Source organism: Stenotrophomonas sp. GW821-FHT09E08, from assembly GCF_059416125.1.
The window spans coordinates 112,753-134,347 of sequence record NZ_JBWKOO010000007.1 but is presented as its reverse complement, the minus strand read 5'-3'; the positions used below and the strand labels follow the sequence as shown (position 1 = coordinate 134,347).

At 67.5% G+C, this 21,595-nt stretch carries 17 protein-coding genes and 1 pseudogene; 11 read left to right on the top strand and 7 right to left on the bottom strand.

Annotated features, from left to right (window positions below):
* Window positions 1-12 precede the first annotated feature (12 nt).
* Window positions 13-1,617 carry an OpgD/OpgG family glucan biosynthesis protein gene (locus tag AC07M7_RS11285; RefSeq protein ID WP_012509627.1) on the top strand — a complete coding sequence of 535 codons (1,605 nt, stop codon included), beginning with the start codon at window positions 13-15 and terminating at the stop codon, window positions 1,615-1,617.
* A gap of 216 nt (window positions 1,618-1,833) precedes the next feature.
* On the opposite strand, the gene AC07M7_RS11280 is transcribed toward AC07M7_RS11285, so the two are convergent.
* From AC07M7_RS11280 to AC07M7_RS11270, 3 genes are read right to left on the bottom strand one after another with little or no spacing between them, the layout of a single operon-like run.
* On the bottom strand, window positions 1,834-2,454 hold the full coding sequence (locus AC07M7_RS11280) for a thymidine kinase (RefSeq protein ID WP_046984694.1): 621 nt from the start codon (window positions 2,452-2,454) through the stop codon (window positions 1,834-1,836).
* A gap of 9 nt (window positions 2,455-2,463) precedes the next feature.
* The gene (locus AC07M7_RS11275; protein WP_430766743.1) at window positions 2,464-3,198 is read right to left on the bottom strand and encodes an SEL1-like repeat protein; all 735 of its coding nucleotides are present in this window, start codon (window positions 3,196-3,198) and stop codon (window positions 2,464-2,466) included.
* Window positions 3,195-3,866: an SEL1-like repeat protein gene (locus AC07M7_RS11270; protein ID WP_046984695.1), complete on the bottom strand. Its 672-nt coding sequence runs from the start codon at window positions 3,864-3,866 to the stop codon at window positions 3,195-3,197. The genes AC07M7_RS11275 and AC07M7_RS11270 overlap by 4 nt, the downstream gene beginning before the upstream one ends.
* Window positions 3,867-3,965: 99 nt before the next feature.
* Here AC07M7_RS11270 and AC07M7_RS11265 point away from each other — a divergent pair, with 99 nt between their 5' ends.
* Both AC07M7_RS11265 and AC07M7_RS11260 read left to right on the top strand, forming a co-directional pair.
* Window positions 3,966-5,942, top strand: coding sequence for a UvrD-helicase domain-containing protein (locus tag AC07M7_RS11265; RefSeq protein WP_012509630.1), 1,977 nt, complete (start codon window positions 3,966-3,968; stop codon window positions 5,940-5,942).
* 262 nt (window positions 5,943-6,204) lie between these two features.
* A pseudogene (locus AC07M7_RS11260) lies at window positions 6,205-6,720 on the top strand (GNAT family N-acetyltransferase); the annotation flags it as partial.
* A 59-nt stretch (window positions 6,721-6,779) separates the two neighbouring features.
* Here AC07M7_RS11260 and AC07M7_RS11255 read toward each other — a convergent pair.
* Window positions 6,780-7,430: a YceH family protein gene (locus AC07M7_RS11255; protein ID WP_046984700.1), complete on the bottom strand. Its 651-nt coding sequence runs from the start codon at window positions 7,428-7,430 to the stop codon at window positions 6,780-6,782.
* A gap of 102 nt (window positions 7,431-7,532) precedes the next feature.
* Between AC07M7_RS11255 and AC07M7_RS11250 the strand changes: the two genes are divergently transcribed.
* The 4 genes from AC07M7_RS11250 (at window position 7,533) to plsB (ending at window position 13,166) form a co-directional block, all read left to right on the top strand.
* Complete coding sequence (locus tag AC07M7_RS11250) at window positions 7,533-8,456, top strand: 5'-nucleotidase, lipoprotein e(P4) family (protein WP_495207413.1); 924 nt, start codon at window positions 7,533-7,535, stop codon at window positions 8,454-8,456.
* Complete coding sequence (gene pyrF, locus AC07M7_RS11245; protein ID WP_495207412.1) at window positions 8,453-9,178, top strand: orotidine-5'-phosphate decarboxylase; 726 nt, start codon at window positions 8,453-8,455, stop codon at window positions 9,176-9,178. The genes AC07M7_RS11250 and pyrF overlap by 4 nt, the downstream gene beginning before the upstream one ends.
* A gap of 398 nt (window positions 9,179-9,576) precedes the next feature.
* The gene (locus tag AC07M7_RS11240; RefSeq protein ID WP_046984702.1) at window positions 9,577-10,530 is read left to right on the top strand and encodes a hypothetical protein; all 954 of its coding nucleotides are present in this window, start codon (window positions 9,577-9,579) and stop codon (window positions 10,528-10,530) included.
* Entirely contained in the window at window positions 10,530-13,166 is a 2,637-nt protein-coding gene (gene plsB, locus AC07M7_RS11235) for a glycerol-3-phosphate 1-O-acyltransferase PlsB (RefSeq protein ID WP_495207411.1), read from the top strand. The genes AC07M7_RS11240 and plsB overlap by 1 nt, the downstream gene beginning before the upstream one ends.
* A gap of 158 nt (window positions 13,167-13,324) precedes the next feature.
* Here the strand turns inward: plsB and AC07M7_RS11230 are convergent, their stop codons facing one another.
* Window positions 13,325-13,528 (bottom strand): YdcH family protein, encoded by a 204-nt coding sequence (locus tag AC07M7_RS11230; protein ID WP_012509637.1) that lies wholly within the window; start codon window positions 13,526-13,528, stop codon window positions 13,325-13,327.
* A 90-nt stretch (window positions 13,529-13,618) separates the two neighbouring features.
* Between AC07M7_RS11230 and ttcA the strand changes: the two genes are divergently transcribed.
* Genes ttcA through AC07M7_RS11215 form a run of 3 tightly spaced genes read left to right on the top strand, consistent with a single transcriptional unit; the run spans window position 13,619 to window position 16,296 of the window.
* Complete coding sequence (ttcA, locus tag AC07M7_RS11225; protein ID WP_046984704.1) at window positions 13,619-14,515, top strand: tRNA 2-thiocytidine(32) synthetase TtcA; 897 nt, start codon at window positions 13,619-13,621, stop codon at window positions 14,513-14,515.
* A gap of 36 nt (window positions 14,516-14,551) precedes the next feature.
* Window positions 14,552-15,457 carry a recombination-associated protein RdgC gene (locus AC07M7_RS11220; protein ID WP_495207410.1) on the top strand — a complete coding sequence of 302 codons (906 nt, stop codon included), beginning with the start codon at window positions 14,552-14,554 and terminating at the stop codon, window positions 15,455-15,457.
* A gap of 59 nt (window positions 15,458-15,516) precedes the next feature.
* Window positions 15,517-16,296, top strand: a complete 780-nt coding sequence (locus AC07M7_RS11215; protein WP_046984705.1) for a M48 family metallopeptidase — start codon at window positions 15,517-15,519, stop codon at window positions 16,294-16,296.
* Window positions 16,297-16,673: 377 nt separating this feature from the next.
* On the opposite strand, the gene AC07M7_RS11210 is transcribed toward AC07M7_RS11215, so the two are convergent.
* Complete coding sequence (locus AC07M7_RS11210; RefSeq protein ID WP_136638444.1) at window positions 16,674-17,540, bottom strand: methylglyoxal synthase; 867 nt, start codon at window positions 17,538-17,540, stop codon at window positions 16,674-16,676.
* A 167-nt stretch (window positions 17,541-17,707) separates the two neighbouring features.
* Between AC07M7_RS11210 and AC07M7_RS11205 the strand changes: the two genes are divergently transcribed.
* On the top strand, window positions 17,708-20,116 hold the full coding sequence (locus AC07M7_RS11205) for an ATP-binding protein (protein WP_495207409.1): 2,409 nt from the start codon (window positions 17,708-17,710) through the stop codon (window positions 20,114-20,116).
* Here the strand turns inward: AC07M7_RS11205 and AC07M7_RS11200 are convergent.
* Window positions 20,102-21,547 carry an FAD-dependent oxidoreductase gene (locus tag AC07M7_RS11200; protein ID WP_495207408.1) on the bottom strand — a complete coding sequence of 482 codons (1,446 nt, stop codon included), beginning with the start codon at window positions 21,545-21,547 and terminating at the stop codon, window positions 20,102-20,104. The genes AC07M7_RS11205 and AC07M7_RS11200 overlap by 15 nt on opposite strands.
* Window positions 21,548-21,595: the final 48 nt, after the last annotated feature.

The following is a 21,595-nucleotide window of genomic DNA, read 5'->3' as shown; positions in this document are numbered from 1 at the left end:
CGACGCGCCTGCATGCAACGACGCGACTTCATCCGCAATGCCTCCCTCGCCCTGGCTGCATTCGGCCTGCCGTCCCTGCCCGCGTGTGCGGCCAGCAAGAGCGGCCAGATGGGCCTGCGCCGCCTCGGCCAGCCGCAGCCGTTCGACTTCGCCACCCTGAAGGGCCAGGCGCGCGCGCTGGCACAGGCGCCCTACAAGAGCCACAAGCGGGTGTTGCCGGGCCGCCTGGAAGGCCTGGACTGGGACCAGTACCAGTCGATCGGCTACCGCCAGGACCACGCACTGTGGGCCGACCAGCCGGGCAAGTTCCAGGCCAAGTTCTTCCATCTGGGCCTGTATTTCCATTCGCCGGTGCGCATGTTCGACGTGGTCGACGGCAAGGCGCAGGAACTGGCCTATGACGGCGCAGCGTTCAACTACGGCAAGAGCGGCATCAAGGACGGCGAGCTGCCGGCCGACCTTGGCTTCGCCGGTTTCCGGCTGAACACCCGCAAGGACACCGACCGCGATTTTGCCGCCTTCCTCGGCGCCAGCTACTTCCGTGCGGTCGGCAAGGAAGGCCAGTACGGCCAGTCCGCGCGCGGCCTTGCGATCGACACCGGTATGGGCAAGCCGGAGGAATTTCCGGACTTCATCGCCTATTACCTGGAACAGCCGTCGGCTGATTCGGAGACGATCGTGGTCTACGGCCTGCTGGATTCGCCCAGCGTGGCCGGCGCCTATCGCTTCGCGATCACCAATGGCGACGTGCTGCTGATGGATATCGACAGCGCGCTGTACCCGCGCAAGGCGATCGAGCGGCTGGGCATCGCGCCGTGCACCAGCATGTACCAGGTGGGCGAGAACGATCGCCGCATGGCATGGGACTGGCGCCCGGAGATCCACGACACCGACGGCCTGTCACTGTGGACCGGCGCCGGTGAGTGGATCTGGCGGCCGCTGTTGAACCCGCGCAACCTGCGCTTCAACATGTTCGTGGACCGCAACCCGCGTGGTTTCGGCCTGCTGCAGCGCGACCGCAACTTCGACCACTACCAGGACGACGGCGTGTTCTACGAGAAGCGCCCCTGCCTGTGGGTGGAGCCGAAGGGCGAATGGGGCGAAGGCTCGGTGCAGCTGGTGGAGATTCCCACCGTGGACGAGACCTTCGACAACATCGTGGCGTTCTGGAACCCGAAGGAAAAGCCGCAGCCGGGCCAGGAACTGCTGGTCGGGTATCGCCTGTACTGGGGTGCCGAGCCGCCCGCACGGCCGCCGCTGGCGCACTGCGTGGCCAGCCGCACCGGCCTGGGTGGCGTGGTCGGCAAGAAGCGCGAGTACTTCAGCTGGCGCTTCGCGGTGGACTTCGAGGGCGGCGAACTGGCCCGGCTGATCGACAAGGGCGAGGTCGAGGCAGTGGTGGAAGCCAGCCGCGGCCGGGTCGAGATCGTGTCGGCGCGACCGCTGCGCGAGATCAACGGTTACCGCGCGATGTTCGACCTGGTCCCGCCGGAAGGCAGCACCGAGCAGATCGACATCCGCCTGTTCCTGCGCAGTGGTGGCAAGACGCTGACCGAGACCTGGCTGTACCAGTACACCCCGCCGCCGGCGGGTGCGCCGGAGCGCACGCTGTACTAAGAGGGGTGGTGGGTTGCAGGGCTTGCAGCCCTGCACCTGCTTACAAGCCAGATCAACGTCAAAAGCAGGCATTCATGCCGCGACCAAGCCCCCATGGACGGGTTTACGGCGTCCCCGCAAACCCACAGTGCCCCGCCATCCCACGGATAGCCCGCTTTTGCCGTTGCTCTGGCTCCGGCCTCGGCAGGTGCAGGGCGCAGCCCTGCCGAACACCCTTTACAGCGGCAGCGGCGCCTGCGCCGGATCGATCCGGCCTTCGCCGCGTGTGATCTTCTTGAACTCCGCGCGGCTGACCGACACGTAGCGGTCGTTGCCGCCGATCTCCACCTGCGGGCCGTCCTGCACGGCGTGGCCATGCTCGTCCACGCGCACCGTCATCGTCGCCTTCTTGCCGCTGTGGCAGATGGTCTTGATCTCCTGCATTTCGTCGGCCCAGGCCAGCAGGTACTGGCTGCCTTCGAACAGCTCGCCCCGGAAGTCGGTGCGCAGGCCGTAGCACAGCACCGGAATGCGCAGCTGGTCGACGACCTCGCTGAGCTGCCAGACCTGGGCGCGGCTGAGGAACTGCGCTTCGTCCACCAGCACGCAGCCCATCGGCCCGTTCGTCGCCAGGTCCTGCTCGACCCAGCGCTGCAGGTCGGTGTCACGGTCGAAGGCCATGCCGTCCGCACGCAGGCCGATGCGCGAGGCAACCACGCCGGCGCCGGCACGATCGTCCAGGCGCGGGGTCAGGATCGCCACCCGCATGCCGCGCTCGCGGTAGTTGTGTGCGCTCTGCAGCAGGGTGGTGGTCTTGCCGGCGTTCATCGCCGAATAGTAGAAATAGAGCTTGGCCATCGGCCAATTCTAGTCGCCACCCGGCTCCTCGTCGCGCACCTGCCGCAGGGTGCCGATCTCGACGCTGGGTGTCGGCGGAGCGTTCTGCCAGATCTGGTCCTGCAGGCACCAGTAGCTGTCCGGTTCCCAGAAGGCGTCACGGTAGTAATCATCGCCGGTAATCATCCGGTTGGCTTCCGGGCCTTCGCCCAGCTCCATGCGCAGACCGGGGTTGACGAAGCCGGTACGGCTGCCGGTCATGCTGTTGCGCGCGACCCGGAGAACGGTCTCCATGCGTGGCTTGGCCACGTCATCGCCGTACTGCGCGTACAACGCCGGGCCTTCGGCAAGCACCCGCTGGCGCTGTGCAGGATCCAACCGTTGCCAGTACCGCTCGCGCTCGACCAGCAGGTCGCGGTAGCCGCGTTCGGAGGCCAGGTCCATCCAGATGTAGGCCAGTACCAGGTCGGTCTCGGTGCCGACACCTTCCTGGTACATGCGCGCGACCATCGATTGCGAGAACTTGTCGGCGTACAGGCTCGCGCGCTGGAAGCGCATCAAGGCCTGTGCCGGCTTGCCGCGCCGCCAGGACAGCTGGCCCAGGTCGCGCCAGTAGAGGTCAGGGTGGGCCTGCAGGAAGCCTTCGGTCAGCAGGGCCGACGGGATCGACGCCGTAGGGTCGGGAGCGCAGGGGCTGGCGGTGGCGCAGAAGGGCGCCAGCAGCATCAGCGCGACGGCGCCGATTGCACGTGGGATGAGGGTCATCGTCCGGACCGGGCCAGCTCCTCGTCCTGCCACTGCCGGTAGGCCACTGGATCCCAGTAGCGCGCCAGTTGATGCTTCTCCGGCTGCAGCACGCGTGCCCCGGCATCGCCGCGGCCCTGGCTGCGCATGGCACCGCTCCAGCCGGCGCGGCTGCCGGTTTGTTGCATGCTGCCGGCCCGCAGTTCGCGCTCCAGCCTCGGGCTGGCTGCCGGGTCGCCGAACTCGGTGTACAGCGTGCGACCCTCGCGCACGGCGCGCTCGCGTTCCTCGGGCGTCAACGCCTGCCAGTAGCGCTCGCGCTGCACCACCAGCCATTCGGTGCCGCGCTCGGCGGCCAGGTCCATCCAGGCATAGCCCAGCGCGCGGTCGGCGGGACCCCCCTGGCCGTTCCACAGCATGTCCGCCAGCGCCGCCTGGGAGAGCTTGTCGCCATAGCGCGCGGCATTGCGGAACTGGGTGCGGGCTTCTTCGTCGCGGCCGCGTTCACGGGCATCCATGCCGAGCCCGCGGAAGCGCAGGTCCGGGTGGTAGGTCAGGAATTCGTGCGACTGCAGCACGATCGCTTCATAGGCATCGGCGCGCGGCGCCTGCGCCGACCCGAGGGAGGGTACCGCCAGCAGGCCCAGCAGGGCGGCCGCGAACGGTCGGATGATGACAATCGATGACATGGACCACGCTCCTGTGTTCCGAAGCCGATTCAATACCTTACGGCGCGCTGCGGTGCAAGTCAGGTCGGCCCGTCGCCGCCCCGCTACAATCCCCATCCAATGCACGGTCTCAATCCCCCCCAAGCCGCCGCCGTCCTGCACATCGAAGGTCCGTTGCTGGTGCTCGCCGGCGCGGGCAGCGGCAAGACGCGCGTGATCGTGGAAAAGATCGCCCACCTGATCGGCTGCGGCCGTTATCCCGCCCGGCGCATCGCGGCGATCACCTTCACCAACAAGTCGGCCAAGGAAATGCGCGAGCGCGTGGCCAAGCGACTGCGCGAGCAGGACGCCGACGAGGTGACCATCTGCACCTTCCACGCACTGGGGTTGAAGTTCCTGCAGATCGAGCACGCGGCGGTGGGCCTCAAGCGCGGCTTCTCGATCTTCGATGCCGACGATGCCGCCGCGCAGATCAAGGACCTGATGTACGGGGCCAAGCCCGATGACATCGAGGACATGAAGAACCTGGTGTCGCGCGCGAAGAATGCCGGCCTGTCGCCCGAACAGGCGATGGCGGCCGCTCGCAGCAACCGCGAGAAGGAAGCGGCCAGCGTCTACGAGCGCTACCAGCTGCGCCTGACTGCATTCAATGCGGTCGACTTCGACGACCTGATCCGTCTGCCGGTACAGGTGCTGGAAGAGAACCCGGACATCGCCGTGGCCTGGCGCGAGCGTATCGGTTACCTGCTGGTGGACGAATGCCAGGACACCAACGATGCGCAGTACCGACTGCTCAAGCAGCTGGCCGGCGACAAGGGCAATTTCACCTGCGTGGGTGATGACGACCAGTCGATCTACGCCTGGCGCGGTGCCAACCCGGAAAACCTGCAGCAGATGGGGCGCGATTACCCTGCGCTGGAAATCATCAAGCTGGAACAGAACTACCGCTGTTCCAACCGCGTGCTGCGCGCGGCCAACGCGCTGATCGCCAACAACCCGCATGAGCACCTGAAGAAGCTGTGGAGCGACCAGGCTGATGGCGAGCGCATCCGCGTATGGGAATGCCGCAACAGCGAACACGAAGCGGAAAAGGTCGCCGCCGAGATCGCCTTCGTGGCGCAGTCGCGCAAGGTGCCGTGGAGCGATTTCTGCATCCTGTTCCGCGGCAACTTCCAGTCGCGTCCGCTGGAAAAGGCCATGCAGCTGCTGCGCATTCCGTACCACCTGACCGGTGGCACCATGTTCCTGGAACGCCAGGAAGTGAAGGACACGCTGGCCTGGCTGCGGTTGCTGGTGAACCCGGACGACGACACCGCGTTCATGCGTGCGGTGCAGTCGCCCAAGCGCGATGTGGGCGCCGGCACGCTGGCCAAGCTGGCCGAATTGGCGCAGGAAAAGGACATGCCGATGGCCCAGGCCGCAGAAGCGATCGGTGCCCTGCAGCAGCTGCCGCCGCGCGCGGCCAACAGCCTGGCGCGCTTCACCGACATCCTGCGTGACCTGCGTGCGCAGACCCGCCAGATCAGCTCCGGCGACATGATCCGCAAGGTGGCCAAGGAGTCAGGCCTGCTCAGCGAGCTGCGCCAGCAGGCCAAGGAAGAGGCCAGCTACCAGCGCCGTGCCAACAACATCGAGGAACTGGCGCAGTGGTTCGAGGGCGGCCCGCGCGGCGCCACTGCCGCCGACCTTGCCGGCCAGCTGGCACTGCTGTCGCGCAGTGACAAGGACGAGGGCGGCAACCAGGTGCGGATGATGACCATGCACGCCTCCAAGGGCCTGGAGTTCCCGTATGTGTTCATCGTCGGTTGCGAGGACGGCGTGCTGCCGCACCAGGTGAGCCTGGACGAGGGCAACCTGCAGGAAGAACGTCGCCTGCTGTACGTGGGCATCACCCGCGCCAAGATCCAGCTGTGGATGAGTTACAGCAAGCTGACCCGCAAGTTCGGTGAACACGTGCGGCTGAAGCCGAGCCGGTTCTTCGAGGAAATTCCGGCCGAGGAGATCCAGCGCGATGGCGCTGATCCGGTGGCGGATGCGGCGCGCAAGAAGGAGCGGGCGAGTGCCGGGTTGGCGGCGATCGAGGCGCTGTTCGATTGACCGGCGAACGGCACAGCCCCTCGTGGTTGGCGCCGTTCGCAGTGCATTCGTGGTGGGCCGGGCAGGTGGGCTGGTCGGGACACGCCGTAAACCCGTCCATGGGGGCTCGGCCGCGGCATCCATGCCGCGGACGGTCCCGCCCAGCCCACCCGCCCGGCCTCTGACAGTTTCCGTGCGTGCCAGCCACGGAAAAGAAAAAAGAAAATCAAATTCAACAGCCGGGGGCTGGGGCACAATCGGGGTTTCGGTTGGAGGTCTGCGCGTGCATCTCATTGAAAGCGAACGCCTGCGCCTGCGTGCGATCGAACCCGACCGCGATGCGGCGCCGATGCTGGCGCTGCTCAACGATCCGGGCTTCGTGCGATTCATTGGTGACCGCAACGTGCGCAGCGAGGAGCAGGCGCGTGAGTACATCGCACTGCGGGTGCTGCACAGCTACGCGTTGAATGGGTTCGGCATGTATGCGATCGAGCGCTTGGCCGATGGCGCGTGGCTGGGCAATGCCGGGCTGGTGCGGCGTGATGGCCTGCCGGGGCCGGATATTGGTTATGCGGTGCTGTCCGAATTCGCCGGGCAGGGCTATGCCGGTGAGGCGGCGCGGGCGGTGTTCGCGCATGCGCGCGCTGAGTTGGACCTGCAGGATCTGTATGGCATCACCGACCTGGACAACGTGGTTTCCGGGAAGATCCTGCTGGGGCTGGGCATGCAGGAGCGCGGTGTGGTCCAGTTGCCGGGTGTCGACTCGCCCAGTCGGTTGTATGCCACGCCGGGTGCGGCACTACCTGATGCGCACGGGGTCGGAGCCCGCCTCGCGGGATCCGATCCCGATGGACTGTTTCAGCCGCGCAGTTCGGCCAGCTGCGCCTGCAGTTCGGCCACCGCCGCTTCCAGCTGGGCCACGCGCTCGGCCAGGCCGGGATCGGCTGCTTCGCTGCCACCGCCGCTGCTGGCGTACTTCGCCGCCAATGCAGCGCCATCCACCTCACCGCACAGCAGGTGCATGTAGCGGTCCTCACGCTGGCCGCTGGCGCGCGGCAGCACCACCAGCAGGGCGCGCTGCTGCAGGCGCTCGATGGCGTGGCGGGCTTCGTCGGCGTCGGCGAAGCGGTGCAGGCGTTCGCTGCGCGTGACCAGCTCGCCCAGGGTCTGCGGCCCGCGCAGCAGCAGCTGCGCCAGCAGCACGGTCTGCTGCCGGGTCAGGTCCAGCGCGGCCTGCAGGCGGTGTTCGTAGCGATCGGCGCGCGAGGAGAAGTGCTGGCGGGCCAGGCCCAGCGTCTCCAGCTGGCGCAGCGCATGCTGCACGCTACCGGCATCGACGTTCATCACCGGCTCGCGGGCGGTCTTCTGGTTGGCGGCCGACTGCGCGGCGTTGACCGTCAGCGGATAGGTGTCCGGGGTGGTCGCTTCCTTCTCCACCAGGCAGCCCAGCAGGCGGGCCTGCACGGCGTCGAGCAGGGGAACGTCGGGGGTCGGGGTGGAATCGGTCATGGCGGCCTTCGCAGGGACAACGGGTCAACCATCAAGCATAGCCGTCCCGGGGCCGCCTTTGCCGGTAAAATGGGCCGGTATATCTGATTGCCGGTGATCTTCATGCGTCGTCCCGTTTCCCTGTCCCTGACCCTGCTCGCCACCGCGGCGCTGGGCTTGTCCGCCTGCAAGCGCGTGGACGCGCCTGCCGCCGACGCCGCTGCGCCGGAGGCTTCCGCCGCCGCTGCCAAGGCTGAAGGCACGCCCGATCTGACCGCCAACGACAACCTCAACGCGGTGCTGTGGATGCAGCGCGCGCAGGAGTACAAGGCGATCACCGAGCAGACCTACCGTGCTGCCGCCGACCACCTCGATGTGGCGCTGAAGGAAGCCCATTGGGACGCGCTGGTGCCGGAAGAACGCGGCAACGAGGCCAAGGGCCTGAAGCCGGCGGTGGTGCTGGACGTGGACGAGACCGTGCTGGACAACTCGCCCTACCAGGCGCGCCTGGTCCGCGACGGCAAGGAATACGATGAAATGACCTGGGACCAGTGGGTGGCCGAAAAGAAGGCCAAGGCGATCCCGGGCGTGGTCGATTTCGCCAAGGCCGCTAACGCCAAGGGCGTGACCCTGCTGTACATCTCCAACCGCGCCGTGCACCTGAAGGACGCGACCCTGGCCAACCTGCGCGAGCAGGGCCTGCCGGTGGCCGACGACAGCGTGTTCCTCGGCCTGGGCACCGTGGTTGAAGGCTGCGAGCAGGCCGGCAGCGAGAAGAACTGCCGCCGCCGCCTGGCCGGGCAGAAGTACCGCGTGCTGATGCAGTTCGGCGACCAGCTGGGTGACTTCGTCGAAGTGACCGCCAACACCAACGACGGCCGCGACGCGCTGCTGCAGCAGTACCACGACTGGTTCGGCGAGCGCTGGTGGATGCTGCCGAACCCGACCTACGGCGGCTTCGAACCGGCGCAGTTCAACAACGACTACAGCCAGTCGCGCCAGGCCCGCCACGACGCCAAGCGCGCTGCCCTGGACTATGCACCGTGAGCCGCGCGCCGCTGCCGCTGCGCGATGAAGAGCGCCTGATCTTCGCGCTGGACGTGCCTGACCGCGTGCAGGCGCTGGACTGGGTCGAGCGCCTCGGCGACAGCGTGGCGTTCTACAAGATCGGCATGGAACTGCTGGCCTCCGGCGAGTACTTCCAGGTGCTGGACGAGCTGGCTCGCCGTAACAAGCGCGTGTTCGTCGACCTGAAGTTCTTCGACATCCCGGCCACTGCCGCTGCGGTGATCAAGCGCCTGTCGCAGTGGCCGGTCAGCTACGCCACCATCCATGGCTGGCACCCGGCGATGATGGAAGCCTGCGCGGCCGCCAACAGCAGCGACATGCGCCTGCTGGCGGTGACCGTGCTGACCTCGATGGGGCGCCCGGACCTGGCGCAGATGGGTATCGACCGCGAGCCGGTGGACGTCGTTGTCGAACGCGCGCTGGCCGCCCAGGCCGCCGGTATTGATGGCGTAATCGCCTCGGGCCAGGAGGCTGGCCCGATCCGCGCCGCCACCGGCGCCGGGTTCTCGATCGTCTGCCCGGGCATCCGCCCCGGTGGCCCGGTCGGCGATGACCAGAAGCGCACGGTCGGCGTGGCCCAGGCCTTCGCCGATGGCGCCGACGCCATCGTGGTCGGCCGCCCGATCCGTCTGGCCGCCGATCCGCAGGCCGCAGCGCGGGCGATCCAGCAGGAAATCGCGTCGGCACTGGCAGCGCGCTGAGGCTGTCGCCGACCTTGCTCCACGCAGGTGTTGTGCCCGAATCGGCAGGAATCGCGCCGGAGAAGTCCTCCGGTCTCGCCTATGGCTCTAGATTTTTAAATAAATCAACAAGTTGAATGGAATTACATCATGTGTTGCCTTAACTTGCGGGGCAGCGTAGGATCGCCGCCATCCGGTCCTCGGACCGGACATGTGCCACAACACTGTCCACCGGCCTCGCGCCGGCTTGAAGAGCCTGTGATCCTCGTGATCCGGGCTCTTTTTTTTCGCGCGGGGTCAGAGCCTCCTGCCGCTGGCAGCGGGATCTGACCCCTCTGCTGACGGAACCGTGACCGGGCGGCTTGCCGCTGTCACGTCGCAGGCCGCAAGATGCGGACCGGTCCGGGGAGTCCGATTGCATGAGCGTGGCGGTGCGAGGAAGGTCTGCGCGTGGATGGGGGCTGGCAGCCATGCTGCTGCTGGCCGTGGCCGCGTGCCGCGAATCGGCCGACGATCCGGCCAAGCCCGCGGCCGAACCCGTGGCGGCGGTACAGGCGATGGCCCTGCGCCTGGCCGAGGACGATCTGATCGGCTACGCGAAGCTGTCGGTTCCACCCAGCCAGTACCAGCGCCTGCAGCAGGCCTGGGCCGACGGCCACAGCCAATGGCCGCTGACCGAGCTGCCGTTGGGCGACCAGCTGCTGCCGATGCTGGCCGCACTGCGCAAGCCCAACGCCAGTACCGAACTGCAGCGCAGCTTCGACCGCCAACTGGCAGGCCAGGCCAGCGCCGTACGCCAGGCGGCGCAGTCGATGGGCAATTTCGGCGTGCAGTACCTGCGCCACCAGAAGGGCTACACGCCTGGCCAGCAGGCCCATTACGTCGCCCTGGTGCAAACCCTCGCCGAGTGGGCGCAGGGAGCACCCATCAGCGACCGCGCCCGTGCGCGCAACACCATCGCCGCGCTGGTCGGTGCGGCGGGCAAGGTCGGTTTCGACGATGAGGCCGGCCTGCAGGCCGCGGGCATGGAAGGCAGCCTGCAGCAGCTGGCACCGTTCATCCACACGCTCAAGGCCGTGCTTGGCAGTTACGGGCTGGGTGTGGACGAAGCGCTGCGCAGTGTGCGTGGCGAACTGCTGTCGGTGGAGGGCGACAACGCGCTGGTGCGCCTGCGCTACGACCTGGCCGGCCGCGAGATGACCCTGCAGCTGCCGCTGAGTCGGCGCGAGGGCCACTGGTACCTGACCCGCACCCTGGCCGATACCGATGCCCTGCTGCGCCAGGCCGATGCTGCCCGGGCAGCGGCGGCTCCAACGCCTGCCGACGCCCCCATCGAGGGTGGGGAAGCGGCAACGCCGCCGCCTAAGCCATAATGGCGCCGATGTCGAAACAGAACCCGCTGCCGTTCCCCGGCGAAGAATCCCAGTCGACGCCCGCCGATACGGCGCCGGCGTCCCCCTCGACCGGTACCGGCCCGAATCCGGTACCGCCGTCGGCGCATGCGCGGCCGGCCGGCCGTCGGCCGCTGTGGGCGCGCCTGCTCGGCCGCCTGGTCGAGCCGTGGCTGTCGCTGAAGATCGAGCCGGAAGACCCGGGCCAGTACAACGATGGCCGCCCGGTGATGTACGTGCTGGAAGACTACGGCCTGTCCAATGCGCTGATCCTGGACAAGGCCTGCCGCCAGGCCGGACTGCCGTCGCCACTGGTGCCGCTGGCCGGTGACCCGACCGGGCGCAAGCGCGCCTACCTGGCGCTGTCGCGGCGCAGTTCCAGCAACTCGCTGATCCCCGAGCAGCGCGGCGCCAAGACCCACTCCGATTCGCTGGCCAAGGTCCTGCAGGCACATCGCGTGCGCGATGACCTGGACGTGCACCTGGTGCCGGTGTCGATCTTCGTCGGCCGCGCGCCGGACAAGCAGAGCGGCTGGTTCGCCGTGCTGTTCTCGGAAAACTGGGCGCTGGTGGGCCGCTTCCGCCGACTGCTGGCGGTGCTGCTCAACGGCCGCAGCACCATCGTCCGCTTCGCCCCGCCGATCTCGCTGCGCAGCACCGTGGACGAAGGCCTGGAGCCGGAGCGCACGGTGCGCAAGCTGCAGCGCGTGCTGCGTACCCATTTCCGCCGCATCCGTGAATCGGTGATCGGTCCCGACCTGTCGACGCGGCGCCTGCTGGTCGACCAGGTGCTGGCGGCCGAACCGGTGCGCGAAGCGATCGCCGCACAGGCCAAGCGCGACAATTCGAAGCCGGCCGATGCCTGGAAGAAGGCGCATGCCTATGCCTGGGAAATCGCCGCGGACTATTCCAGCCCGGTAGTGCGCTCGGCCAGCTTCATGCTCAGCCATGTGTGGAACCGCATCTATGCGGGCGTGCTGGTGCACCACCTGGACAAGTTCAAGGCCGCCGCGCCGGGCCACGAAGTGGTCTACGTGCCCAGCCACCGCAGCCACATGGACTACCTGCTGCTGTCCTACCTGCTGTACGACCGTGGCATCGTGCCGCCGCACATCGTGGCCGGCATCAACCTGAACCTGCCGGTGGTCGGCACCCTGCTGCGCAAGGGCGGCGCGTTCTTCATCCGTCGCTCGATCCGTGGCAACGCGCTGTACTCGGCGGTGCTCAGCGAGTACGTCGCGCAGCTGGTGGCCGGTGGCTACTCGCTGGAGTACTTCGTCGAGGGTGGCCGCTCGCGTACCGGCCGCCTGCTGCAGCCCAAGGGCGGCATGATCTCGATGACGCTGCGCGCGTTCCTGCGCCAGCCGCGCAAGCCGGTGCTGTTCCAGCCCATCTACATCGGCTATGAGAAGCTGATGGAAGGCGGCAGCTACCTGGATGAACTGTCCGGGCGGCCGAAGGAAAAGGAATCGATCTGGTCGCTGCTGTGGGGCATCCCCAAGGTGCTCAAGCAGAACTACGGCCAGGTGGTGGTGAACTTCGGCGAGCCGATCGCGCTGAACGACGTGCTGGCCGAGAAGGCCCCGGAGTGGGGCGGCGAAGCGGTGTCCGAGGATGAGAAGCCGTCCTGGCTGTCGACCACCGTCGATACGCTGGCCGAGCGCATCCAGGTACGCATCAACGGTGCCGCCGACGTCAATCCGATCAACCTGCTGGCGCTGGCCCTGCTGTCCACGCCGAAGCACGCGATGGGCGAGGCCGACCTGATCGCGCAGATCGAGCTGTGCAAGACCCTGCTGGTGGAAATGCCGTACTCGGGCCGGGTGACGGTGACCCCGCATTCGCCGGAGCGGATCATCGCCCACGCCGAGGAAATCAACGTCCTCACCCGCATCAAGCACCCGCTGGGCGATGTGCTCAGCGTCAGTGGCGACACCGCGGTGCTGCTCAGCTACTTCCGCAACAACGTGGTGCACCTGTTCACCGCATCGTCGTGGGTGGCCTGCTGCTTCCAGAACAACCGCCGCATGAGCCGCACCGGCCTGGTCCAGCTGGGCCGCACGGTGTACCCGTTCCTGCAGGCCGAACTGTTCCTGCCGTGGACCGAGGACGAGTTCGCCCAGCGCATCGACCAGACCATCGACGTGTTCGTGCGCGAAGGGTTGCTGCAGAACGTCAACGAGGACGACGGCGGCATCCTTGCCCGCAACACCGGGCAGACCGATGAAGTGTTCCGCCTGCGGGCCATCGGCCACTCGCTGCAGCAGGCCTTCGAGCGCTACTACATCGCCATCTCGGTGCTGGTGAAGAACGGCCCCGGCGTGCTGGGTGCGGCCGAGCTGGAAAGCCTGTGTCAGCAGGCCGCGCAGCGTTTGAGCCTGCTCTATGCACCGGCCGCGCCGGAGTTCTTCGACAAGTCGCTGTTCCGCGGCTTCATCCAGAAGCTGCGCGAGCTGCGCCTGGTATGGCCGGACGAGAACAGCAAGCTGCTGTTCGACGAACGCCTGGATGCCTGGGCCAAGGATGCCAAGTTCATCCTCGGCCGCGAGCTGCGCCACACCATCGAACGGGTCAGCCCGGAAGCGGCACGCCCGGACGAGCCTGCGCCGCAGGATTGAGGCTAGCGCCGGGCCATGCGGTGGGTGTGGACCTTGGTCCACACACCTTCCAGCCGTGCCAACCAAGGTTGGCACCTACCAGAGCAGGAGGCCAACCAAGGTTGGCAGCTACCGCAAGCAAAGGTACCAACCAGGATTGGCACCTACCAGGGCCGTCTTTAGGCCGGTTCGTCGGGAATCTGCAGGCTTTCCAGCTTGGCGATGCAGTCCTTCAGCTGCAGCTTCCGCCGCTTCAGGCGCTTGGATTCCAGCTCGTCCTCGCCGTTGGCGGCCATGCGGGTGATCTGTTCATCCAGCAAGCGGTGCTCGGCGCGCAGGGCGGCGAGGTGTTCGACGATCTCGGCGGGGCTGTAGGTGTCCACAGCCTCCGAGCATACACAGCGATGATGACTGCCGGGAGAGGGGAATCCCGACACGGGGTCCAGGCTGCCGCAAGCCGTTAGAATGGGCCGATGACCGCCGTGATTTCCCTTCCCGATCCCCCGCAGCGCGCTTCGCGCGATCCGCGCGTGGCCGGGCCCGGGGCGGACAAGTTGGGCAAGCGCCTGCGCCGCCAGGTCGGCCAGGCCATCGCCGACTTCGGCATGATCGAAGCGGGCGACAAGGTCATGGTCTGCCTGTCCGGCGGCAAGGACAGCTACACCCTGCTGGACATGCTGCTGCAGCTGCAGAAAAAGGCGCCGGTGCCGTTCGAACTGGTCGCGGTGAACCTGGACCAGAAACAGCCCGGCTTCCCCGAGCATGTCCTGCCGGAGTACCTGGCCGCGCTGGGCGTGCCGTACCAGATCATCGAGCAGGACACCTACTCGGTCGTCAGCCGGGTCATCCCGGAAGGCCGGACGATGTGTTCGCTGTGCTCGCGCCTGCGCCGCGGTGCGCTGTACAACCACGCCAAGGCACATGGCTTCACCCGGATCGCGCTGGGCCATCATTGCGACGACATGGTGGCTACGTTGTTCATGAACCTGTTCCACCATGCCAAGCTGGCGGCCATGCCACCGAAGCTGCTCAGCGACGATGGCCAGCACGTGGTGATCCGCCCGTTGGCGTACGTGCGCGAGCGCGACATCGCCGAGTATGCGCAGGCCCGCCGTTTCCCGATCATTCCCTGCACCCTGTGTGGCAGCCAGGAAAACCTGCAGCGTCGGCAGGTCGGCCTGATGCTCAAGCAGTGGGACCAGGACCATCCGGGCCGCATCGAACAGATCGCACGCGCCATGGCCGATGTGCGGCCAGCGCAACTGGCCGATGCCACCCTGTTCGATTTCAGGGCCCTGGGCCACAGCGGGCGTGCGGCGCATGCCGATGCCTGGCTGGCCGACGCAGTCCCCGAGACGCCTGCCGTTTAAGGTCAGGCGCCCTTCTCCTTCAGACACCGGAATTCCATGTTCTTTCGCAACCTGACGTTCTTCCGCTTCCCGACCACCACCGATTTTTCCGAAGTCGACACGCTGCTGCCGCATGCCCTGTTGAAGCCGGTCGGCGCACTGGAAATGAATTCGCGCGGCTTCATCTCGCCGTTCGGCCGCGAGGAGAAGGAACTGCTCTCCCACCGCATCGCCGAGCACCTGTGGCTGACCGTGGGCGGCGAAGACAAGATCCTGCCGGCAGCGGTGGTCAACGACCTGCTCGAGCGCAAGCTGGAGGAGATCGAGGAGAAGGAAGGCCGCCGCCCCGGTGGCCGCGAGCGCAAGCGCATGAAGGACGACCTGCTGCATGAACTGCTGCCGCGCGCCTTCGTGAAGTCTTCGCGCAACGACGCCTTCATCGACCTGCAGCACGGCTACGTCGCGGTGGATACCTCCAGCCGGAAGACCGGCGAGTACTTCATGTCCGACATCCGTGGCCTGCTCGGCAGCTTCCCGGCGATGCCGCTGAACGCCGAAGTCGCGCCGCGCTCGATCCTGACCGGCTGGATCGCCGGCGAGCCGCTGCCGACCGGGCTGAGCCTGGGCGAAGAGTGCGAGATGAAGGACCCGGTGGAAGGTGGTGCAGTGGTCAAGTGCCAGCACCAGGAACTGCGCTGCGACGAGATCGACAAGCATCTTGACGCCGGCAAGCAGGTGACCAGGCTGGCGCTGATCTTCGAAGACAACCTGTCCTTCGTCATCGGCGACGACCTGATCGTACGCAAGCTGAAGTTCCTCGACGGCGCGCTGGACCAGCTGGAGCATGCCGACGAAGACGGCCGACGCGCCGAGTTTGATGCCCGCTTCGCCCTGCAGAGTGCCGAGATCCGCCGCCTGTTCCTGTTGCTGGAAGAAGCCTTCAAGCTCAGCAAGGCTGACTGAACAGGCAGCCCGACGGCCGCCGGTCATCCGGCGGCCCGAAGCGGCGCTATGCTGGGTACATGAGCCGTCTGCTGCGCCGCCTGATCAGCCCGACCCCGCCCGCCACCGTCCAGCGCGACACGGTTCGCCTGCGCCTGGAGGATGCCGAGATCGAGGTGCTGCGCGTGCGTGATCCGCGTGCGCGCCGCATCAAGCTGAGCGTGGACGAGCGCGGCGCACGCTTGACCCTGCCGCCGCGTGCAAGCCTGGTGATGGGCGAACGCTTCCTGGAACAGCACCGCGACTGGTTGGCACTGCAGCTACGCCAGTACCAGGGCCAGGAACTGCCAGCACCCCTGCAGCCGGGCGAAGCCGGCGTGCTGCCACTGCGCGGTGAACTGCTGCCACTGCGCTGGCAGGAAGGCCGTTACGCGCGCCTGGAGATCGACGACCACGGTGCCTGCGTGCAATGGCCGACCCGTGCCGGTGATGCCACACTGCGCCGCCTGCTGCGCGAGTTCTACGAAGCGCAGACCCGCGCCGACGTCGGCCGCTGGCTGCCGAAGTACCTGCCGGGCCTGCCGCGTGCACCCAGCCGTCTGCGCCTGAAGGTGATGTCTTCGCAATGGGGCTCGCTGGCACCCGATGGCAGCATGGCGCTGGACCTGGCCCTGGTGCTCGGTCGACCGGAAGCGTTCGAATATGTGCTGGTGCACGAACTCTGCCACCTGATCCAGGCCAACCACTCGCCCGCGTTCTGGCACGAAGTGGAACAACGCTTCCCCGCCTGGCGCGAACAGCGCGACTACTTCCAGCTGGAAGGGCGCCGCTTGAAAGCCATGCTTCGCCAGCTTCTGTAACTGTAGAGCCGAGCCCACGCTCGGCTGCCGTTGAATGCAAGCGAGCATGGGCCAGGAGCGCGCACAGTGCGCGACCCGCTCTTGCTCTTCTTTCTTTCTTCCGTGGCTGGGCACACCGGAATCTGTCCGTGGCCGGGTGGGGGGGGGTGCGCAGGGGCGTGAGCCGCATGGATGCGGTGACCGAGCTTACAGGGGTGAAGGCGCTTTGCTTGCGAAGCACTGCTTCGCAAGCGCCTGAACGCACAGCCGCCAGCGGCTGGGCCGGGCCCCGGAGGGGGACTTGCAGCGACCCCTGCGCAATTCACCCCGCCCGGCCAAGCACGGCTTTGCCTTCAGATGTCACCCACCAAGAGGGGCTCAGCCGTTGGCCGAAACCCTCACCTCGCCCGCAGCGCCGCCGCCGTCGCCCAACGCGCCGCCACCCGTGGCGCCGTAATGCACACCGCCTGGTCGGTCACCGTCGTCACCGCACGCTCCAGCAGCTGGATATCCGCCTCATGCTGGCGCGCCACATGCGGATCCTCGAAGAAGATCGCGCGTTGGCAGCGGCCTTCCAGCACCCGGTCAGCAATCTGCGCATCCCCGCCCATCGGGCCACTCTGGTAGCGCGTCACCCACGGCGTATCGCTGGGCCAACCGCGGCTCCAGGCCAGCTCGTTCAAGCGCTGGCCGGTGGTGCCGGTTGCCACGCGTTCGCCGAACCGGGCCAGCACATCGAAGTGCTCATCGGCGAAGGCCAGCATCGCCGGCTTCATCGCATCGTGCGCGATCAGCGCCAGTGTCTGGTCTTCGAACGCATGCAGATCGTCGGCGCCGGCATCGGCCGCCAGCCCGGCGTGGATGCGTTCGACCTCGACCCAGTCGCGCGCCGTCGCCACCGTCGAAATGAACGGCTTGCCGTGGATCACGCACTGCCGTTTCAATGCCGTGGCTTCCGGAAACACCGAGGACGGATCGACCGGATCAATCAGATAGATCGCACCATCCAGTGTCCGATCCGGCCCCATGCCGACCACCTCGGCGACCAGCTTCATCAACCCGCCTTCGCGGCCATAGGGATAACGGTGCAGGCCGCCGTATCCGGCCAGGAAGCCGTGCCGTTCGATCGCATCATGGGTACGCCCGACCGCGTGCAGCGATACACCGAGTTCGCGCAGGCCAGCCTCACTGGCACGCAGCCAACGAAACAGGGCGGCGCGCACGTCGTGGTGGTGGAGACGGTTGGCAGCCAGGCCGATACGCATCAAGAGCTCCGCAGGTACGGGTGAAGGCGGCAGTGTATGTCGCCATTAGCGCTTCCGGATGCTTTTGCAACTTTCTTCATTGCCGCCCGTCCGCAGGTCGATAGCGTGTCACGCAGCGGTACCGCTGCGCGGCCGTTGTTTCCGCCTGCGAAATGAGGAAGTCCACCGTGAATGCCGCCGGCCTCCCTGCAGCTGTTGCTGTCATGGTCTGCCTGATGCTGCCCGCAACTGCGTCTGCGGCTGGCTGCGAGACACCGCTGCGCATTGCCTTGCCCTCCGATCGGGCGCCGTTGTCGTCCGTGGTCGAGGGCCAGGCGGACGGGGTCAGCGCGACCTACCTGAACCTGCTGGGCGAACAACGGCCGCTGCAGGCGCAACTGCTGCCGGCCACGGCGGTCGTCGAAGGCTTGTTGCCGCCCGCCACCCAGGCGTTGCTGGGCTGGCCGCACTCGCAGCTGCCTGCCGGCTGGGTGGCCAGCGCACCGTACCTGCAGCTGCCGCAGGTGATCGTGCGCCGCGCCAATACGCGGCCGGTACTGGGGCTGGACGACCTGCGCGAGCACGCGGTGGCCAGTCCCGACCGGTTGCCGTTGGCCACGCTGCTGGCCGAGCAGGCTCCGGGTGCACAGCTGCTGCCGCCGGCGCCGTTGGATGATGCGCTGTCGCTGCTGGGCACCGGTCTGATCGACGCGGTGATCGCCAATCTCGGCGAGGTCGAGGCCGCGCTGCGCCGCTACCAGGGTGATCGGCTGGTGATTGCCGCGCCAGCCGGGTTCAACGACGCGCTGGTGCTGGCCACCGTACCGGCCTGCGCCGGCGTCATCCCCGATTTTGAGCATGCAATGTCGCAGCTGACCGACACGCAGCGCGACGCGATCCGCACAGCATGGCTGCCGGACCGGCCACGCAACCCGCCGTCGTCGTCCCCCTTGCGTTGGTTGGTGCCGGCCTCGCTGATCCTGCTGGCGCTCGCGCTGGTCTACGCCTTCGGCTACTGGCGCGTACATCGCGAAAGCGCAAGGCGTCGCATCGCCGCGCAACGCCTGCAGGAAGTGACCGCGAACCTGCCGGCTGTGGTCTACCAGGCGCGCCGCACCGCTACCGGGGACTACAGCTTTCCGCAGATTGCCGGCGATGTGCAGGCGCTGTTCGGGGTGAGCGTGGAGACCGCGCGGATCGACCACCCGCGGCTGCTGGCTGCGGTCCATCCCGATGACCGGACTGTGGTGATGGGCTGTGTCGAAGCGGCTGCATTGGCCCGTGGACCGATCGACGTCACCTTCCGTACGCGCTCGCCACAGGGCTGGCGCTGGGTGCATTCGCAGGGCCGCACGCTGGCGTGCGATGACAGCAACGTTGAGTGGAGCGGCTACTGGATGGATGTCAGCGAGGTGCACACACGTACCCAGGCGCTTGCAGATGCACGGCGCGAGGCCGAACAGGCCGCGCTGGCCAAGACCCATTTCCTGGCGACCATGAGTCACGAGATCCGCACGCCGATGAGCACGCTGCTGGGCATGCTCGAACGATTGGCCGCCAGTGATCTGGACCCGCGGCAGCAACAGGTGCTGGCCACCATCGGCGACGCCGCGCAGATGCTGCGGCAGATCCTCGACGACGTGCTGCACAGCCAGCGCCTGCAACCCGCGCCACTGCAACGGCAGCCGACCGATCTGGCCGCATTGCTGCGGGCAGTGCAGCAGCTGCTGCTGCCGGTGGCTGCCAGCCGAGGCCTGTACCTGCGAATCCATCTCGATCCTGCGCTGCAGGCCGGGTCGCTGGCCGACAGCCTGCGCCTGCGCCAGATCCTGTTCAACCTGGTCGGAAATGCGCTCAAGTTCACCCTGCATGGCGGGGTGGAACTACGGGTGCAGGTGCTGCAGCAGCACGCACAGGGGCAGCGGTTGCGCCTGCAGGTAAGCGACAGTGGCGTGGGCATCAGTGCGGAACGGCAGCAGGCGGTGTTTGCTGCCTACACCCAGGCCGAGGCTTCGACCACGCGCCGCTTCGGCGGCAGTGGACTGGGCCTGGCAATCTGCCGTGAGCTGGCCGTGTCGATGGGGGGAGACCTGCAGCTGCACAGCACGACCGGCGAGGGCACCACGGTGTGGCTGGAGCTGGACCTGAGTGCCTGCGAGCTGCCTGCTGGCGCGCCATCACCTGCGATCGCCGAGGAACCGCCGTTGCCGCCGGCGCGGGTACTTGTGGCCGAAGACCATCCCACCAACCTGCAGCTGCTGGAGCAGCGCCTGCACGACCTGGGGCTGCAGGTGCATGCCTGCGCCGATGGAGCGCAGGCCCTGCGGGCCTGGCAGTCGCAGCCATTCGAACTGGTGATCACCGACTGCCACATGCCGGGCATGGATGGCTTCGCGCTGGCACGGGCGATCCGTGCTGACAGCTGCCAGCACCGCGCGCGGGTACCGATCATCGCGCTCACCGCCAGCGTTCTGGAACGTACCCGCGAGGCTTGCCGCGACGCTGGCATCGATCACTTCCTGGCCAAGCCGTTGGAGCCGCGTGAACTGCGTGCATTGCTTGCGGCGCTGCTGGCGCCGGACTCAGTGCGCCAGTAGCCGGACGATGCTGGCGGCGGCGTCGCGGCCTTCAGCTACCGCAGTCACCACCAGGTCGGCACCGCGCACCGCATCACCTCCGGCGAACAGGCGCGGATGTGCTGTCTGGAACGGCAGGCGGTCCTTGCCGCCGGCGAGGATGCGGCCGTTGGACTGCCCCTCCACGCCATGTTCGGCCAGCCACGCCGGCACGCTCGGCGAGAAACCGAACGCGATGATCACCACGTCCGCTTCCAGCAGCGATTCGCTGCCCTCGATCGGTACCGCGTTCTGGCGGCCATTGGCATCGGGCTCGCCCAGCCGCGTTTCAACCACGGTCACGCCGATCACTTCGTCATCGGCACCGGCTTCGATCGACAGCGGCTGCCGGTTGAACAGGAAGCGCACGCCTTCCTCGCGCGCATTGGCCACTTCGCGCGCGCTGCCCGGCATGTTCGCTTCGTCCCGGCGGTAGGCGCAGGTCACCTTGGCCGCACCCAGGCGCACTGCGCTGCGCACGCAGTCCATGCCGGTATCGCCGCCGCCGAGCACCACCACGCGCTTGCCGTTGAGATCGGGCAGGGCGATGGTGTCTTCCCAGCCGGCGATCGCCCGGCCTTGCGGATCATCGCCACCGACGATGCGGCTGTTCTGCACCAGGAAGGGCAACGCCGGCAGCACGCCCTTCAGGTCCTGGCCGTCGAGGCCGCCATCGGTGTAGCGGTAGGCGCCGGTGCCGAGGAACACCGCGTCGTGCGTATCCAGCAACTGCTGCAGGCTGATGTCACGGCCGATCTCTACCCCCAGGCGGAACTGCACGCCCATGCCTTCGAGCACCTCACGGCGGCGACGGATCACGTCCTTGTCCAGCTTGAAGCTGGGAATGCCGAACTGCAGCAGGCCGCCGACCTGTTCGTAGCGGTCGTAGACCACGGCGGCGATGCCGGCATGCGCGAGGCGGTCGGCGCAGGCCAGACCGGCCGGGCCGGCGCCGATCACCGCTACCGTGTGGCCGGTGGCCTGCACGGCGGCCATGTCCGGCCGCCAGCCGGTGGCCAGCGCGGTATCGACGATGTACTTCTCCACTGCGCCGATGGTCACCGCACCGAACTCCTCCAGCGTGCAGCTGCCTTCGCACAGCCGGTCCTGCGGGCACACCCGGCCGCACACTTCCGGCAACGGGTTGGTGCTGTGGCACAGGGTGGCCGCTTCATGGATGCGGTTTTCCTGCACCAGCTGCAGCCACTGCGGAATGGCGTTGTGCACCGGGCACTTCCAGCTGCAGTAGGGGTTGCCGCAGTCCAGGCAGCGCCCGGCCTGGTACTGGGCATCTTCCTTGCCGAATTTTCCGTACAGCTCGCCCCAGTCGCCGGAGGTGCGCAGTTCCACCGGAATGCGCTGCGGCATGGTGCGGGGCAGGTCGAGGAACTGGAAGGCGTGCTTGCGGCTCATGGCGGGCTCTGTGGTGTTTTCCGGTTGCCAGCCAGCGGCCGGCACTAC